The 17277-nt window shown below is 49.0% G+C and carries 15 protein-coding genes; all 15 read right to left on the reverse strand.

Features of this window, described 5'->3' with window-relative positions; translation table 11 throughout:
* Window positions 1–77 precede the first annotated feature (77 nt).
* The gene (locus tag Kalk_RS05745) at window positions 78–3563 is read right to left on the reverse strand and encodes a pilus assembly protein (RefSeq protein WP_101893291.1); all 3486 of its coding nucleotides are present in this window, start codon (window positions 3561–3563) and stop codon (window positions 78–80) included.
* A 24-nt stretch (window positions 3564–3587) separates the two neighbouring features.
* A complete protein-coding gene (locus Kalk_RS05750; RefSeq protein ID WP_101893292.1) occupies window positions 3588–4139 on the reverse strand; it encodes a PilX N-terminal domain-containing pilus assembly protein in 552 nt (183 codons plus the stop codon).
* Window positions 4136–4975: a PilW family protein gene (locus tag Kalk_RS05755; protein WP_101893293.1), complete on the reverse strand. Its 840-nt coding sequence runs from the start codon at window positions 4973–4975 to the stop codon at window positions 4136–4138. The genes Kalk_RS05750 and Kalk_RS05755 overlap by 4 nt, the downstream gene beginning before the upstream one ends.
* Entirely contained in the window at window positions 4972–5523 is a 552-nt protein-coding gene (gene pilV / locus Kalk_RS05760) for a type IV pilus modification protein PilV (RefSeq protein ID WP_158643327.1), read from the reverse strand. Before pilV (Kalk_RS05760) ends, Kalk_RS05755 begins: the two co-directional genes overlap by 4 nt.
* 136 nt (window positions 5524–5659) lie before the next feature.
* Window positions 5660–6085, reverse strand: coding sequence for a type IV pilin protein (locus Kalk_RS21475; RefSeq protein WP_158643328.1), 426 nt, complete (start codon window positions 6083–6085; stop codon window positions 5660–5662).
* A gap of 156 nt (window positions 6086–6241) precedes the next feature.
* Complete coding sequence (locus tag Kalk_RS05770; RefSeq protein WP_101893296.1) at window positions 6242–6670, reverse strand: type IV pilin protein; 429 nt, start codon at window positions 6668–6670, stop codon at window positions 6242–6244.
* An 18-nt stretch (window positions 6671–6688) separates the two neighbouring features.
* A complete protein-coding gene (locus Kalk_RS05775; RefSeq protein WP_101893297.1) occupies window positions 6689–12001 on the reverse strand; it encodes a hypothetical protein in 5313 nt (1770 codons plus the stop codon).
* Between the two features lie 31 nt (window positions 12002–12032).
* Complete coding sequence (locus tag Kalk_RS05780; RefSeq protein WP_101893298.1) at window positions 12033–12368, reverse strand: hypothetical protein; 336 nt, start codon at window positions 12366–12368, stop codon at window positions 12033–12035.
* Window positions 12369–12386: 18 nt separating this feature from the next.
* Window positions 12387–12965 (reverse strand): pilus assembly PilX family protein, encoded by a 579-nt coding sequence (locus Kalk_RS05785; RefSeq protein WP_101893299.1) that lies wholly within the window; start codon window positions 12963–12965, stop codon window positions 12387–12389.
* A 3-nt stretch (window positions 12966–12968) separates the two neighbouring features.
* Window positions 12969–14045 carry a PilW family protein gene (locus Kalk_RS05790; protein WP_101893300.1) on the reverse strand — a complete coding sequence of 359 codons (1077 nt, stop codon included), beginning with the start codon at window positions 14043–14045 and terminating at the stop codon, window positions 12969–12971.
* A complete protein-coding gene (gene pilV / locus Kalk_RS05795; RefSeq protein ID WP_158643329.1) occupies window positions 14042–14527 on the reverse strand; it encodes a type IV pilus modification protein PilV in 486 nt (161 codons plus the stop codon). The genes Kalk_RS05790 and pilV (Kalk_RS05795) overlap by 4 nt, the downstream gene beginning before the upstream one ends.
* Before the next feature lie 11 nt (window positions 14528–14538).
* Window positions 14539–15084 (reverse strand): GspH/FimT family pseudopilin, encoded by a 546-nt coding sequence (locus Kalk_RS05800; protein ID WP_158643330.1) that lies wholly within the window; start codon window positions 15082–15084, stop codon window positions 14539–14541.
* Window positions 15085–15327: 243 nt separating this feature from the next.
* Complete coding sequence (gene ispH / locus Kalk_RS05805; RefSeq protein WP_101893303.1) at window positions 15328–16260, reverse strand: 4-hydroxy-3-methylbut-2-enyl diphosphate reductase; 933 nt, start codon at window positions 16258–16260, stop codon at window positions 15328–15330.
* Between the two features lie 25 nt (window positions 16261–16285).
* On the reverse strand, window positions 16286–16750 hold the full coding sequence (gene fkpB / locus Kalk_RS05810; protein WP_101893304.1) for an FKBP-type peptidyl-prolyl cis-trans isomerase: 465 nt from the start codon (window positions 16748–16750) through the stop codon (window positions 16286–16288).
* Window positions 16747–17256: a signal peptidase II gene (gene lspA, locus Kalk_RS05815; protein ID WP_101893305.1), complete on the reverse strand. Its 510-nt coding sequence runs from the start codon at window positions 17254–17256 to the stop codon at window positions 16747–16749. The genes fkpB and lspA overlap by 4 nt, the downstream gene beginning before the upstream one ends.
* Between the last annotated feature and the right edge of the window lie 21 nt (window positions 17257–17277).

Consider the following 17277-nt stretch of genomic DNA (forward strand, 5'->3'; position numbering starts at 1 on the left):
CATTGAAAACAAAGGCGACAGAAAACAGCCCGTCTTCACAACAACATCTTTATGTAAGAAATATCGACACTACAACATCAATCCATCTGCAACCATCGAGTCTTACGAATAGCATCCAAATTCAACGGCACCCGGCCACCGGACGCTGTACCTGACAAGAGTCCACCCTGTCTGCGAGTATCAGGGGCAGGTGATTCACCATCGCCATCATCGATAATCGGATCTTCGATTACCGAAATCAACGCCTGCATGGAACCAGCGGCATTCTGACTTAACCCGGATGCAACAGTCAGCACCTGGGCATCACCAAGGCCCAACGCATAAATAGCTGCAGCACCCTCACCAATCTGACAGGTTCGAGTATTTGTAAGCACCGGAGGCCTGTAATAGGTGGAGAAATACGCCGTACCACCTACGATCAATGGTGACCCCATTAACTTCTCAGCGGCAAATCCTGTACCGCCTAATTGCAACGAATACCCTCGGATTCCGGGGTCACTGGTCACATCGACGATCGAGTCTGCATCGCTTGTTTTAGACAAGGCTAAAACCTCAAGAGTGGTTCCGTTTGCTGAGGCGGTTGAGGTTTCTGTTATTGTAGGCTGAGCACTGCCGAATGGCTCGTAGTCCATCAACATATAGAACTTCTCAGTTACTGATGCATTGGTAGGGTTAGAACGCCACCCTGAGCCTATTGCAACCATAATGCAGGAACCGCGAGGGCAATTTCCCAAAGCGACACTTGGCGGATAAAAGAAGCGGCGATCATCAGCATCCGTTACAACAGCTACCCCGTCATTCGCAAAGCCCAGCTGGGCAATAACCGTGTCGTTAATATTGGAAATAAGATTCGATGATCCTGTATTGCTGTTATTGACATCAAAGCGGTGCACCTGGCCGCCCATATCCCCTACATAAAAATGATCCAGATAGCCATCACCATCTGTATCCATTGTTTTAACCGTGGAAGGTATGCTGTATTGCAGCGCACTTATTTGGGCGTGGGTTGTATCAGTGCCGCTGGCATCAGCAGAAGCCCACCATAGGACCTCCCCCGCTTGATGCGGGGTACCAGTGCCCCGCTCTGTAAAATAACGGGCAGATACAATATAAACCTGAGCACCCCGTGCAGGCAGCGCCTCGGGGCGGCCATTATCGTAAGCGGTGTCATAGCCACCACCAATAATAAACACCGCGGTAGGCGTTCCTGCGTAATTGATAATGGCTAATCGTGGCTCAGACCAACTCTGCCCATTATTAACAAACGGCCCGGTACCGCCTTCCAGCACAGCTAATTCACTGATGGTTTCTGATGCCTGAACATTGGTGGCATCCAAAATATAATAATTCCGGCCCCCACGTCGCATTCCGCCGTAGAGGTAAACGAAATCACTAGTGGCCTCATCAATATTCCCGTTACGATTAACATCCTGTCTCCATACCGTCCAGCTGGAATCCAATCCGTAAATCAAACCACCATCGGCCGCTGTGGGCTTGGTCGCGTCATACATTCGTTCGACCGGTGACCGCTCTGTAAGGGAGGGTCGCTTCAGCATCGCCTCTGGCATGTATGCGAGATGCTCTTCACCTGTATCAGAATCCACTGCATACAATTTGCCATCATTAGTACTTATAAAAACAACGTCATCAGGGTCGGTGAGCGCGTTGCCCAACGCATCCCTACTACGGTAGTTAACCAGTGCTGGTGAAGAATGCAGCGGAGCGCCATAAAATGTTCTGAGATCGTTGCTATCTGTTCTTGTATCCTGCGGAGCGGCAGGCCGCTGACTGGGATCAATGTGCTGGCTCAGCCTTATCCATTCATCATTCTCATCGACACCCAACACCCAATTAAGAGATGGCACCAATGTATCTGTACCATAGCTTGCCAATAACGCCTGATCAGCGCCCGACGGATCAGCAAGCAAACCGGCATAATCAGCGCTCAACTTGGTGCGTAATTCGTCAATATCTTCATTGGTATCGGCTGCGTTATCAGGCTGGATTAAATGTCGGTCACCATCATAATAAACATAAAGCTTGCGGTCAGCTGGCTGCTCAATTTTACTGGCAGCTCCGCCAACATGGGCAATATCCCCATCAACACTCTGAAGGTTGTTAGTGTTGTAGTAGGCTGGCACCACATCGGACCACTCGCTCAGAACGCCCGGAAGAAAAACCCCATCATCTGTTGCTTGTTCAGTCTTCGCCGAATTTGCATAAACACCCAGCTCACCATCGAGCCCAACCTGGAAAAAATATTTCTTAAGGTTCCCATACCAGAATGGCTTGCTTGAAGGAGTAAACATGGCGAAGTACATTTCATCCAAATGCAAAAAGCGGTTGAGCTGATTTACGCCCACACCGCTTGACGCAACGACAAAAGTACCTGGCAAGATAGCTTCATTACTGATGGTTTTAAAGGCGTCAGCCAATTCAGAGGAGTTATTGGCTGCCACAAACTGACCGCCTCCATTGACAGCCCAATTACTCATGCCGTCACTTACATCGCTACTCGCAGACCCCATATCATAAGCAATCACATGGGTAGTCACACCCGCATTAACAGAGTTCGCACCATCAGTCTGAGTATGGTTATGCAGGGCATCCGACATGATGCTCAAGCATCCCCAATAACTCTCATAATTCGAGTTGCCAGCATACGTGGATAAGAAATTAGCTGGGCACTCATCATGATACTGATTAACTTCGCCAGTAACGAACTCATTTATTCGAGTGCCCAAATCACCCATCAGCACACTATTAGTAGGAGCGGAACACCCACTGCTTTCTCTTTCAAACTCTGTAAACCTTGAGCCTTTCTCACAGCTGGACGCACCGTCCGTTAGGAATACAAGATGGTTATTGGTTATGCCACATTGCGGCCCGAGATCAACACCTTTATAGCGTGTATTGGAGCTGGTATCACCCACCCAAACGGAGGAATCACTTTCGGATGATGCTGCTCCAACCGCCTGACCGCCGGTCAAATATTCCGCTATCTCCAGATAACTGCCCACTAAAGGCGTCGATCCTGCAGCAGTTAGGGATTGAACTGACTGAATAAGCCGATTTCGATGGGAATCTGGATCAACGATACTGCCCAACGCAGACACAGGCGCTACCACCACCCCACCGGGCACCCCGTATCGGGCAAGCCCTACTTCAAAGTTATCTGGCCAGACAGAATCCCCACCAACATCAGGATCCAAAAAAGACAACAATATGCTTCGCACAATACAGATTTTTCGATCCGCATTCTGGATAGTAAATTGTCCAATGATTCGATAGGGGTAAGTGTCTTCCCTGTCAGCATACACTTGCTCCCCGACGCAATCCCCGTTATAGGAAGTCACTTCAGGCCGAGGATCATTCTCAACTCGAGCCATGGAGCCAGAGGTATCCACCACCACCGTTATACGGGCAGGTGCCGACACCGCGCTAACATCAAACAGGTCGGTATCATCCGCCTGCGCAAAGCTCGTGAAAAATGCCACCACGACAGCGACTGTGCTCAGCACGACCGCATAAAAATTGGATTCAGTGTTCACATCCACCCTCATTTCTTATATTCCTTATTTTTCGCCTTAGGGCGCATCGTTACCATACCCAAGCAACCCCTGATCATCCGAGAATTGCCCTGAGCTTGGGCCAATTTTGCGCCACTCCTGATAATTGGTTGTACGAAAAGGCATTGAAGATTGGATAAAGGATCCGCTCCCTTCAGTGGCAAATTGATAGTCCATAAAATAATCTGCATCTGAGTTCGTTAACGGCTTTTTTGCATCAAAGTGAGAAGAAGCGTTGGACTGGATACTCTCTCGGGCATCAATAGTATCGTCACCATCGCAGCCACCTTCGACCAACCCTGATGCTCGCGACAAACAATGCGTAATCGCTGCAGCGCCGGGTTCCAACATTTGAGTTAATACACTACCGTTGGATCTACCTTCCGAGATCACTGCATTTATGGCTGACTCCGCGCTCTGAAAGGTTAACTCTTCCGCTTGCGCATTAAATGCCATTCGTTCGTGAAACATTCCCGATTTAAGAGCCGAAACGCCCACCAGCGTAATCATTAGTAGAATAATGAGCGCCATCAACAACGCGGCTCCACGCTCCGATTTATGTTGTTTCATATTCCACTCACTAAATTGCGCAGGGAAACGGTAGAACCGTAGGTTCGGTAAAGACGCCGATCTTCAAAATTAATATCGGTACCAACACTACCATCGCCCTGAGTATAAGTTTGATCCAAGACCGAAATAGAATCGGGGGCATAATCTTCTTGCAGTGTAATCGCCTCATCACTTGCCAACAACACTGAAAAGCGCACACTAACTATGCGTACTCGCCTTTGCGTCAAATCTGACAACAAAGCCTTGGTTCGTGTAGCATTTGTATAAATATCCGCAAAGCCATACCCGGCATCTTCAGTACCATCAAAATCCAGACCGTACAGCACCTGAAACGCTTCAACATTATCAAACAGTGGGCCACTGTCATCTGCGCTCCAGCCACCTACAACCTCGCCCTCTTCATTTTCTACTTGGCTGAATTCATACGATGTGCAAATTAGGCGTTTGCCATCACTGTCTGCCAGCACGTGAAAGCGCTTATAGCCAGTCAAGGCATTTCCCAGGCAGTCTTTTCCCTCAGATACCTCGAACGCAATACTGTCATATTTAACGCCATCACCAATTTCCGCATTAGCGGGCGTGGTCGAATTGAATTGGTTACCGTCCAGAATGAAGGGCACAATGGGCTCGTTGGCACTGTAACCTGCCGACATCAGGGATCGACTCAGATAATCAAAAGCGAAACGGCCGTTTTCCTGCACGCCGGCAATACCGAGCTGCAGATTCGAGGTTTGATTATTGACCAAAAACAATTGGGTAGCGGCAATAGTCAAGACACTCCCCAAAAGCAGGGCAATCATCAACTCAACCAGGGAAAGCCCCTTTTGCTTAATCATATCTGCTCCTGAAGGTGGAACGGGATCTGGACGCAGTGGGCATTAGACTGCCGCTGACCGCCCTCAAAAGCCGACTCATCACAATCATCCAGTTGCGTATCAGCCCACGCGACCGTCACACAATAGATCTCCTCGCACCTAACGATGCCAATTTTTCCATTAGTCAGTAGATTGGTGAGATTAGAACGAACCTGAAATACATCGTATTGAGCCATCAAAAGAGAGCTGCAACCGTCACCTGCGCCGGGGACTGCTGCGGTGATAACGCAAGATCCTGGATCATTCAGCGCTGCAGACCACGAGGTCGCCCTGAGGTAGTGCTCCAGTGCTTCAATGGTATTATTGGCTCCAGCCCTTTCAATTAAATCCTGAGCAATGGACATGGCCTGGCTGCGACTGTATGTTTCTTCTACTTTTATCACAGATTTGAGTTGCAACGCAGCAAAGCCCACAACACCAACCCCGAACACGAGCAGGGCAACAAGAACCTCGATGAGGGTCACCCCGGACTGATTGCTTAATAAGCGGCTTGCATTCCTATATTGCATGCTGTCCCCCGACAACATTGATCCTACTATTATTTTATTAAGCCGGATGGTATCAGGCGCTTTGGCCCTTCCCACACAAAGTCGACGAACGGTTGGATTCAACCACTAAACAGATTTGAATTGGTCGTTTTTTAGACTAAAGGCACTCTTGCTCAGTAAGGCTGTTGCCAAAAGTCCAGGCACCGTCATTGGCATAAGAAAGCGTGCCGCATTCATCGTTGACTTGATCCGATGTAGTAACCGGCGTCGCCGTTATTGTATATCCGCTAACATCACCATCCGTGCTAACAGCGGTAACCTCATATTCATATTTGATTTCTGTTTCAGCAAAACCAGCCAAATCCGCTGCTGAAGAGGGGTAGGCAAATCGCTGGGTTCGGTATTGCTCTAAACGGCCGGCTATCTCAAGTACTTTCCCTGCAGCTGCTTTTCGTGCCGCCTTTCGTACATGATCGGAATATGAAGGGTAAGCAAATACAGCAAGGATGGCGACTATCGCCACCACGATTAATAGCTCCATAAGGGTAAAGCCGGAAAACGCGGCTCGTTTTGAATATGCCATCGATACACCACGCGCCCATTCGTTGAAGGAAGTGCGCATAGCATAATATAGATAGGTTCGATGACCAAGCTAGACAAATGAGACAGCCGTCACTCTTGGGGGAATGACGGCTGTCTTGCTTTTCATGCTGCTGCGTATTCAGAACATGCAGTCGTGTTACCAGCAAACACCACCTGCCGGAGTTGAACCTTTTACTCCGGCATGATTCAGAGTAATCGTTACACACTCTGAATCATCGGACTGAAGCCCCTGCGCTGTAGCAGTCAACGCAAAGCAGGAGTAATAAGTCGTGCCACCTACGGTACGATCACAGCTCAAAGCAACGGATATATCATAATACCCTTCAGGTGAACTGCTCCCGTCTGCATTAGTGACCAGCCTAGTTAGATCTCCGGTATAGGTATTTGCCTCTGTATAAAACCGCTCCTGTCGAGCCGCAGCCTCCTGTAATGCTGCACGACCATCCGCGCGTCGCGACTTTTGAACTGAATCCACATAAGATGGATAAGCTATCGCAGCGATGATCCCGATAATAGCGATCACTATCATTAGCTCAACCAAACTGAACCCTTTTACACTTTTCATACCTTTGCTCACCTTATATTAAAATCCGATGTTAAAGATCTGACGCCATGACTGCCTACGAAGCGATACATTACCTTTTGTAGCATCGATAATAATCACTCGCCCTGTAGAGTCATGCATAACAAGGTTTCCATCAGGCAATGTAGTCAGCTCACCGGCCTTACCATCCCCCACCAAGGTACTGGCAAGTATTTCGGTCAACCCGGTTGTTTCGTTGATCACGGTTGAATCCAAGTAGTACTCTTTAGATGCAACACCGGTTACGTAATCGATGCTCCACACATAAGACTCACCCTCTGGATTACATTGATCATCGCTAGGAATGTATTCAGAAAATGTCACTGACTCCAAATAAGTAATGGGGCTCGTATCAGAACGTCCACTTGGCACAGTACCAGAATCCGTTAACGAGCGAACCCATCCTTCGTTGTTCTCGTTCATGTACGCAATCAACTCAGCAGGTGTATCAACACCAGACGGACCATTTTCAATTGAGTCTGGATTAGTAAACACCCTGATATTACTGATATCCAGTAATGTGCCTGTGCTCACTGCTCCATAGGTCAGGTCATAGTCAGTATTAATAGGCTCCTTAACACCGTAAAAATACTGTTGTTGACTATTGGCATTATCTGAACCCACCAAAACACGTCCAGTACCAAAATACACCCAGCGACGCCCATATATATCAGCCTTGGTTAAAGGACTACCAATGACACTGCGCTGCACATCAACCAACGTCCCAATACTAGCGGCCGACAACCAACTGCCTGCGCCTTGATCACTGCGCAATCTAAGGCGAGCAACTCGACCGTCCGTTGCGGCGGCGGTACCTGTGTTCAGGCCGAAGTAGACTGCATCATCGACGTAGTCTCGATCCCAGTCTTCTGAAGTAGCATCACCTGTAAACGCATTGCTCTCAAGGTTCAGCACCATGGGCTCAGCCGACCAATCCGATGCCCATTCCTTCTCCTTAAGGTCATAAGCATATAGGCGCGCTTGCTGGGTGCTGGTTGCTGTATCCAGCTCAGTTGGCCCAGATCCGAACACCAGCATCCACTCATTAACAGCAGGATCGCTCCAGGAACCTGATGTGGCCGAAGCTACCCGGTTTTTTATCAGAGCGGCTTTACCAAACGTGTAACCTATTTCAGGATGGCTAATCTCCGCAATCAAGGTTGGCTCCACTTCTGGATTGGTTACATCAAATATGAACACGCTGGGGCGTATAACGACGTCTTCATCTGTACCATCGCCATCATCATCCACTCGGACAGTAAATGGACCACCGCCCAGACGCATATTAACGACAAGTATTGTGCCCCAGCCGTTGGGGTGATCCGCGTCATTGGGGAATATATTGACATCGAATGTCTGTGGGGCGCCATCAACCAGCGCCATGTGGGCATAGTTTGTATTCGCCACAAATTGTAAATGGGGTAGTGCCGCTTTTGGAATAAAGGCCCATAGCTCCGTTCCAAGAGGATGAGCCACTGAAGTATCTCCACTAAGTTGAGTCACATAGCCTTTCTGGCTGTCATCCCAAAACCCGCTGTTAAACGCATGCAACATACCGTCGTTACTGCCAGCATACACAACCTGTCGACGATTAAATTTGGCATTTAGATAATTACGGTAGGTGGTATCGCCGTAGCGGCTGTAGTACAAACCTGTTGGGCGGCCGACCACAACTGGCGTGGAGTTAACAATGTCGGCCAAGCGCCATACTTCTTCGTCTCCATCCTCATCGTAATCAATTGTGCGATTACGTAGCCCTGTAATCTCTTCACCACGAATCCAGCCTACGATGTCGCTGCGCTGAGCATAGGTCAGATCCGTATCGCCAACCTGGCCACTGATATTGTCATCCATATACTGAATATAACTCTGGGAATTGATCTGACTATTGACTTCATTCAGCGCTGCCTCGTACGCCTCCTTCTGGGTCATCTTGCTATCAATGTCCGCAACAATCTCTGCAATCGAATCAAGAGGATCCGCTGCGTTCTGATCATCAACCAAAACCGCAACATTGACAATTTCTGTATTCAATGAATCCAGTAACGACTGCAGATTAGTGAGTTCGGTATTGATGCCAAGGCCTGCATTAATACCCAGATCAGGCTGACCCGCAATTAACGTCTGCAACTCGTTAAAGATTGCATCTATCTGGGCCAAAAGATCTGAGCGTGCAGCTGCATCAGCATTACCTAGTGAACTCAAATAACCTAGCAGTTCTCGCAACCGGTCTGCAGCAGCCAGCAGCTGATCGGTCCATGCAGCGGCAGCGTCAAGTTTATCGACCAAACCATTCAGATAAGATAAGTCATCATCAACTAGCTCTCGAGCTGCAGTGGCGGCATCATAGTCGCTCTGTGCATCAGCAACCACCTGAGTGGCAGCGGTCACATCGGCTTGCTCTGCATCTCTGGCTGCAGTTGCATCCGCCACAACGGTATCAGCAGTATCTCGGGCAGTTGTAGCGGCAGCACGATCAGCAGCAGCCTCTGTTACGGCGGTTTGGGCAGCCGTCAGTTCACTCGCCTTGGTAGCTGCATCGGCGTTAGCATCAGTAAGAGTGGTTTCTTTCGAAGCCAAATCTGATTGCGCCGCAGTTAACACACCTTGGGCAGCACTCAGATCTGATTGTGCGGAGTTATAGTCAGACACAGCCTGTGCATATGTACTCTGAGCAGCCGATCGGTTCGTTGTCGCAGTGTTCAAAGCGCCCTGTGCAGCGGTACGCTCATTGTCACGCGTATCAACGGTATCGAGGGCATCCTGAAACTCCTGATATTCAGTATTGTACGCATCATCCGCAACATCATATGCACTTTGTGCTGCGGCCACATCAGCTTCAGCAGCAGCTATTGCCGGGTGCATGGGAGGATAGGTCGCCTGGGCATCAGCCAAGGCATCCTGTGCAGTGGTAAGATCAGCATTTGCTTGCGCTAAATCTGATGCAGCCGCATCAGCTTCAGATTTAGCTTCCCCGGCTGACGTAACCGCAGAGTCATAAGCAGACTGTGCGTCATCCCGATCACTCAGGGCAGCAGAATAATCGTCGTTTGCTTGATTTAGATCGGAACTAGCAGTATCCCGGTTGGCCTCTGCTGTATCGAAATCCGATTGTTCAGTAGCCACATCACCCTCAGCAGTTGTAACAGCAGCAGCTGCCGTGTCACGCTCGGACTGAGCTGTAGCTTGTGCTGCCTGAGAGTCCGTCAGCGCTTGCTGTGCTGCATCGCGGTCACTCTCTGCTTGGGCTAATGCCGCCACAGCATCAGCCAAAGCTTGATTTGCAGCCGTTTGATCAAGCTCCGCCTGATCAAGACTCGCTTGAGCTGCGTCCAACTCACTTTGCTGCGCTGCAAGATCACTCTGTGCTTGCGTCAAATCCGCTCGCTCTTCTGCTTCTGTTGTAAGCGCACTGTCACGCAATGCTCGCTGGGTAGCGATATCAGCCTCTGTTGCGGCACGAACCGATTCTATTTCCTGTTGTACCGCCAGCGCCGCATCAAGTAAATCACCTTCGCCAATGCCATCAAGATCATCGGTCAGCAAAATCAAGTTGTTTGTGTTATCCAGTTCTGTCTGCAAGTCATTCAAATCAAAATCAGTGGGGTTGGAATCACCACCATAAATCTCATCTTCAAGCGTAGATATGTTGTCACGCAGGGTATCTTCATCCTGTTCTAACGCATTGAGATCATCAGGATCTATTTGCATAAAGTTCAGTAAAGTCTGCCCATCAGTGGTTGTGTATATGCGCCGCCCAGTGTTGGCAGGGGACGAATAGGGTCGCTGAAAGAGCACATCGTTTATAGCTGCCAATTGGTTTCGAGCGCTCCATATAGAGGCGATATCTTCAATTGCAGAAGTGATCGTTGCCCCCGTATCGATCTGCGTCGGATCCGTAGCGCTGGTACTGATCATTCGATCTACTGTAGTGGTTTTACTATCTGAGTCGTAGACGAAGTCAATGATGCGATCAACTGTGTAAGATCCAAGCAAGCCATCCTGGTTAGTATCTTCCCGCAGAAGCCGGTTTTCATCTATAAAGAAGCCCTGTAGAGTCCCAACCCATTTAACTGTGCGGCCACCATAAGTCTTTTCAGGCGTATATAGGGCCTGGAAGTCGGCAGACAATCCATTACCGCGGTTTGCCACAACTGCTGCACCGGTACCAGATGATGTTCTATTAATAATATCAATAAAGATATTGTCCAGAACCGCAGTCAACTGTGATACATCATCGGCAAAATAGGCCTGATCTGTACCGCCTGCAACGGCCATCCGCTCCAGATATTCAGTTCCGCTGGCAATAGCAAACCCAATCACATAAGTCTGCACACCCGCAGCCCGCAGAGCACGAGCCTGCACTTCAACTTCCGGCATAAATTCATCGACGCGCTCATTGCCAGCGGCACCCGCGATATTAACGGAGGGCAAACCATCTGTAATGAGAATTGCGTAATCCTGCTCATCACAGATATTATCAGTTGGCCAAGCTGAGTCAGCACTGCTGATATCTGGGTGGTATAAACTGGAGCTTAAAGAGCCATTTTTGTACTGTAATGCTGACCTAAAAGTACCGGCAATTGGCGTACCACCATTACTGACCAGTCGATCGTTAGCGTAGTCAGTACTAGACGTGTAATAAGTGTTATCTAGGGTAAATAGATTGTAATAGCCGCTGGTTGGAGCTGGCTGGCTGACTATATCCAAACCCAAACGATTTCTAAATTCGTTGATTCGAGCAACGGTTGATGCACTGGAATCGTTAGGGTTAACACTACCAATAGGAATGTAAAGGTAGCCAAGATTAATCGCATAATTGCTCAGCGTTCCCAAGTTACGCCCAGCCCAATATTGCCCAGGGCTTGTGCCTGATCTCTCATAATCAAAGCTTGGGGCCGGCTCAAAAGCCATTAATCCCATTCGAACCGTCTCACCAAACCGATCAAGCAATGTTCCGATAGCCTGTCGAGCCATCACCGTACGGGAGGTTTTATGGTTTGGCCCGACATAATCGAATTCGCCATCATCGTCTTCATCGGTGGTGTCATAATCCATACTGCCCGAGGTATCCAGCATCAGTAGAACATTAGGCCGATCATTTGCACCTGCAGTGCTGATCAATGGAGGCAGAGAATCATAATCCGACGCCAACCCATCCGCTTTCACCTGAGCCCAGCTCGTGCAGAGAACTGCAGAAACCAGCATTCTTATCAATACAGCACCTCTCGTCATGCCTGATTTTGTTGCATGACTGGCACCGGATCTCGCCTGTATTTCCATCTTTAATTTGGTTTCTGTATTCATTTTCATTGCGTTCACCCGCTCGGTAATGCTTGGCGTGTTATTCGGAAATTAGCACTCGGACTAGCTCTAGATCGTTTGTGTAATAGAACACAACCTTGGCATCTTTCTTCACGTACCATTCTTCTGGCGGGCGTTCATCAATTAACGTCACCAAAGGGGGGACATCAACAATACCCGATGCCGTGCTTAATCTTCTTTGATCAATACGCTGGTACAAAACCACTTCGTTTTTAACCTCATCAACACGCATCTGTTCCTCGGTCGGCCCGTTGAATTCATCTATTGCTGCCCGTACAGGTAGAGAAGCGCAGACAGAGCAACATATAAGCAACCAAACTGCCATACCCATGTGCTTTGTAATTAGTTTTTTCATAACCTTCTCCAATTTAAATCAATCAACCCGGTAGGTAGACTGCAACATAATTCGTGTTTCAGGATGGGAGCCGTAAGCTAAAGCTGTCACCCTGTATATCCGCACCCAACTTGTATAATCTGGCGGCTCTGTATAACTGGTAGGATCCCGCGGGGTATAACAAAGAAACTCTATAAGATATTTCGGGGGGGCAACTGCCGCTACCGACTCAGAATAGGTCGCAGAATTTGAATTCCAGATCGATTCGTTATTCCATACTGGGGTACCGGAAGTATCCACTTCGCAAAGTGCGCTAGACCCTGCAGGGTAACTGCCACGAAAACACAGGCCGTTTGTACAGTTTTGCGTCCAGCATGTGGAGCCCGTACAACTGCTTTGGAGATGCCCATTGTTCCAGCCACCATCATAGTCATCTATCCAGCGTTCACCCTGCACCAGAGCCGCCTCAGCCATCTCGAACGCAATATCATAATCACGTTGATTGTTTGTCATCTTTTCGGTCATTGATACACCGCTGATCGAAGCAACTCCAACCACTGTAAGAATGAGCAGCATTACCAGGCTTATTAACAGAACACTTCCGCTTTCACGCTTCATTTCTCAAACACCCCTGTTGCGCAATTTAACAGTGGAGGAAAACACCCGACGAACATATTTATCAGTGGGCGTGTGGCTTGCACCCATATAAGAAAACGTCTGTGGCTCACTGGCTATCTCGGTTAAAGAGCGCAGCAAAAGAGAGATTCTTGCACTTACCACATCAGACTCCCACTGAGCATCGCTTACGCCACTGGCATCCACATAACGGTCTGGTAATGAATCTCCGTTAGTATCCAAGCCATATTGAATCTGCAAGTTCTCAACACCCTGAACCATTTCTTCGGCTGTAGTGGTCAATCCACCTGTATCCAGACTCTCTCGAAAGAGGGATGGGACACCGTTTGACGCCGTATCTATATAGTAGGCATGCCCAACCGCACGCATGATGAATGCGTCCTCTTTGTAGGCATAACCATTTCCTAAGGTCGAGCACACCACTGGCACTCCCAAGCCTTTCGAACAGTTACCCGGAGACGCTGATGCACCCGTATTATGATTGACTTTGTTGGAGCCATTGCCAGTTGACTGAAACACGGCTGAGTGGTGGCAATCGCTTACTATTAGAATGGTGCCGTTGGGATAGGGGTGGTTGCCCTGCACATCAATAACAGCAGACTTCGTGTTGTGCCCTGTAACTTGGAATGAGTTATCTAGATCTGCTTTATGTACTGTAAACACATCAGGTTTCGGCACGCTATTAGGTAAAGTTGCAGTGACGGGCTGTGGAAACGACGCAACTGGAAACGACGCATCATCACCATCAAACCCATGCAGACCTTTGCCAAAATCACTGACCCAGCTCGAGTCTGGATCGTTCAGAACGTTAGCCACACTAGTAGATCTGGAAGCGCACCCGTAATAACCTGCCATACGCAGATCTTCCGCCATGAAACCCACCGAGAACCGCGCGTTCTCTTGCACCCATGCCATTTCTTCGTTCAGGTTATAAGCCTGCTTGGTTGATATGAAGACTTGAATCACACCGCCCATCAATACCAGGCCAAGCACCATAGCGATCATCAACTCTACGATACTAAAACCTTTCTGTTTAAATGATTCTGGATATAGAGCTCTCATATCTCTGTCCTCACCTGGACTTCGCGCAGACTGTCACCGGCGGTTCCGCCTTCCAGCGCACGATCTATTTTCATGTCGGTGAAACGCACTGAAATCACATAAAAAGGGCGTACACCTGAGTTATCCACTGTAATTTGACCATCGCCCAAAGGTAGGTTTGCCGCTAAGGCACCCTTCCATTCGCTGGTATCGTAGGTCGCCATTTGGGTTGGCGTGCACGTGCCTGCGGTACAGTCATTACCAGCATTCACATCCGTACCATAGTCAACCAAGTAATCATCTTCGCTACCCCGATTAGCGCGCATACGATCGGTCATCTCATAGGCCATCATTAGTGCCTGGGAGGTATAGATTGACTCCTGGCTGATCTGCAACGCTCGAGTCTGAAGAGCAACCATGCCCAAAATACCAATGGTCAAGATCAACAATGCCACCAGCACTTCGATTAACCCTACGCCTGCTTGTTTAAATGATTTATTCACTGATTTATTCGTTAACATGAGAAGTCAGCGCCTCCGTTATCTTCATGAATACCTGAACCATTTGTATCAATCGAACGCCGAGTAGAGCCTGTTGAAAGCAGAATAATGCCTCTGGCAAGCCCTGCGTCTCCGTCAGCGTCACACAGTTTAAAGGTACCGCTTTGACCACTCGTTAAGCCTCGCGCCAAAAATGTAACGCTGGTACCACCACCACTGAAAGACAGGGAGTAACCATTGTGTACGCCGTCGCCGACTCGAATCAGCTCATCCGCATCAACACTGCCATCACCGTCGGCATCATGAAAAACAAGCCAACCATCACCCCAAGCGCCTGAACAGGTAGCCTGATCATCACTGGCGCAGAAAATCACTGTGTCATTACGCTTTACTGCCTCACCTCGCGCTAGCCGCAGGCCAGCATGGAATTCGTTAATGGAGGACACCACTCGATTGCTTGCCATCAAGTCGTTAAAGGACGGGATACCGATGCCCGCAATGATTGCGATGAGGGCAACGGTGATCATCAATTCAATTATGGTGAAACCTTGTTGACGCATTTTCGCTCTTCCGCCTGTTTGGTTTTTGCTCAAAGTAAGCATAGGCAGAGGATTTGGAACTGCAGAGAGAGGGCGACTACCGGTAGGTTTTCGGGATCAATGGGCTTATAAGTGGTTATTTTGTGAACTACTTCCAGGTTAAGGTGGAAGTAGTCCAGAAAGGCTCATAACAGGACATTCAAGAAAGATAAGTTCTTATAACAAAAGAAAAAAACCTAATGAGGTTAATAGCGTAAGACAGGCTTAACGCAACTCTTTGGGCATGGAGAACACGATGTTCTCCTCCCGCCCATCCAACTCACCAGGGGCGGCACCACCCCATTCCCGCAGTTGGTTTACTACCTGATATACCAACTCCTCGGGAGCACTGGCACCAGCAGTTACGCCAATGGTTTTTACACCATCCAACCAGGCTTTCTGCAGCTGATCAGGAGCATCCACCAGAAAAGCCCTGGCGCCGCAGCGCTCAGCCAGCTCCCGCAGGCGGTTGGAGTTAGAACTGTTGGGTGAGCCCACTACAAAAACAATATCGGTCTCCAGTGCCAGCGTTTTCACGGCATCCTGACGGTTTTGAGTGGCATAACAGATATCATCCTTACGCGGCCCCTCTATCGCAGGAAAGTGTTGGCGCAGAGCATCAATGATGGCCGAGGTGTCATCCACCGATAACGTGGTTTGTGTAACATAGGCTAGCATCTCGGGGTTGTTAACCTTCAGTTTGGCTACATCATCCACAGTTTCCACCAGATAGATGCCACCGCCGAAGGTGGCATCGTACTGGCCCATGGTGCCCTCCACCTCCGGGTGGCCTTCATGTCCAATAAGAACGCACTCCATACCATCACGGGAATACTTCATGACTTCCATATGGACTTTGGTAACCAGGGGGCAAGTGGCATCGAATACCTTCAAGCCCCGGTCTGCAGCCTCGCCCTGCACCTGCTTGGAAACACCGTGCGCACTGAAAATCACGATCGCGTCATCAGGGACTTCATGCAGTTCATCGACAAATACTGCGCCACGCTCACGCAAACCGTCTACCACAAATTTATTATGCACAACTTCATGGCGTACGTAGATCGGTGCGCCAAAGACATCCAACGCCCGATTAACGATGGCAATTGCCCGGTCAACACCAGCACAGAATCCGCGGGGGTTTGCCATTTTGATTTCCATGAAATGCCTCTTTGTCTAGAAGGAGTTACTGCAACTGTACCGCTTGGGAATCGGCATCTACAACGTTGATGATTTCTACCTGAAAGGTTAAATCCTTACCGGCCAATGGATGATTGAAATCAACAACCACTTGATCTTCCGTTACCGACTGGATCAAACCGGGCAACTCGGCCTTACTTTTATCTGCGAATGACACGATCAAACCAGGTTCCAGCGCCATATCACGGCTGAACGCTCCACGGCGCATGGTTTGAATATTATCCGGATTATGGGGGCCGAAAGCATTTTCCGCCTCTAACACAATGGAGCGTTTGTCTCCCGCCTTCAAGCCAAATACGCTTTGCTCAAAGCCCGGTAACAAATTGCCGTCTCCCACGGTAAACGTGGCTGGCGCTTTTTGCTTGGTGGTATCCACCACCGAGCCGTCCATAAGCAGCACTGAAAAGTGCAGGGTTACCCGCTTGCCAGGACCAATACGCTGTTCGCTCATTTTGCGTTTCCTGGATTACGGAACATCTCCAAAATCATCATGGCCGCGCCGACTGTAATGGCGCTGTCTGCCACATTGAAAGCTGGGAAATGCGAGCCCTGCCAATGAAAATCCAGAAAGTCGATAACATGCCCGTACACAACCCGATCATAAAGGTTGCCAAGGGCACCACCCAGAATCATTGAAATGGATATCGCCGACCACCAATCGGTTTTGGGTAACTTGCGCAACCAGACGATCAACATGACGCTGACACCCACCGCTATTGCAGTAAAGAACCAGCGCTGCCAACCACCGGCACCTGCCAGAAAACTGAAGGCGGCCCCCTTGTTATACGCAAGGGTCAGATTGAAAAACGGCAAAATCTCTAAACGCTCATATTTTTCAAAACTGCCATCCACAGCAAGCTTGGTGATCTGATCCAAAACGACCACTACAGCGCTTAGCCATAGCCACTGCAACATACCTGTAGCTTGTCCAGTTTTATCTTTTACGGTTTCTGTCATGGTGTTCACTGCTTATCTCTA

Origin of the sequence: Ketobacter alkanivorans, from assembly GCF_002863865.1 — a bacterium.
Taxonomy (GTDB): Bacteria; Pseudomonadota; Gammaproteobacteria; order Pseudomonadales; family Ketobacteraceae; genus Ketobacter; species Ketobacter alkanivorans.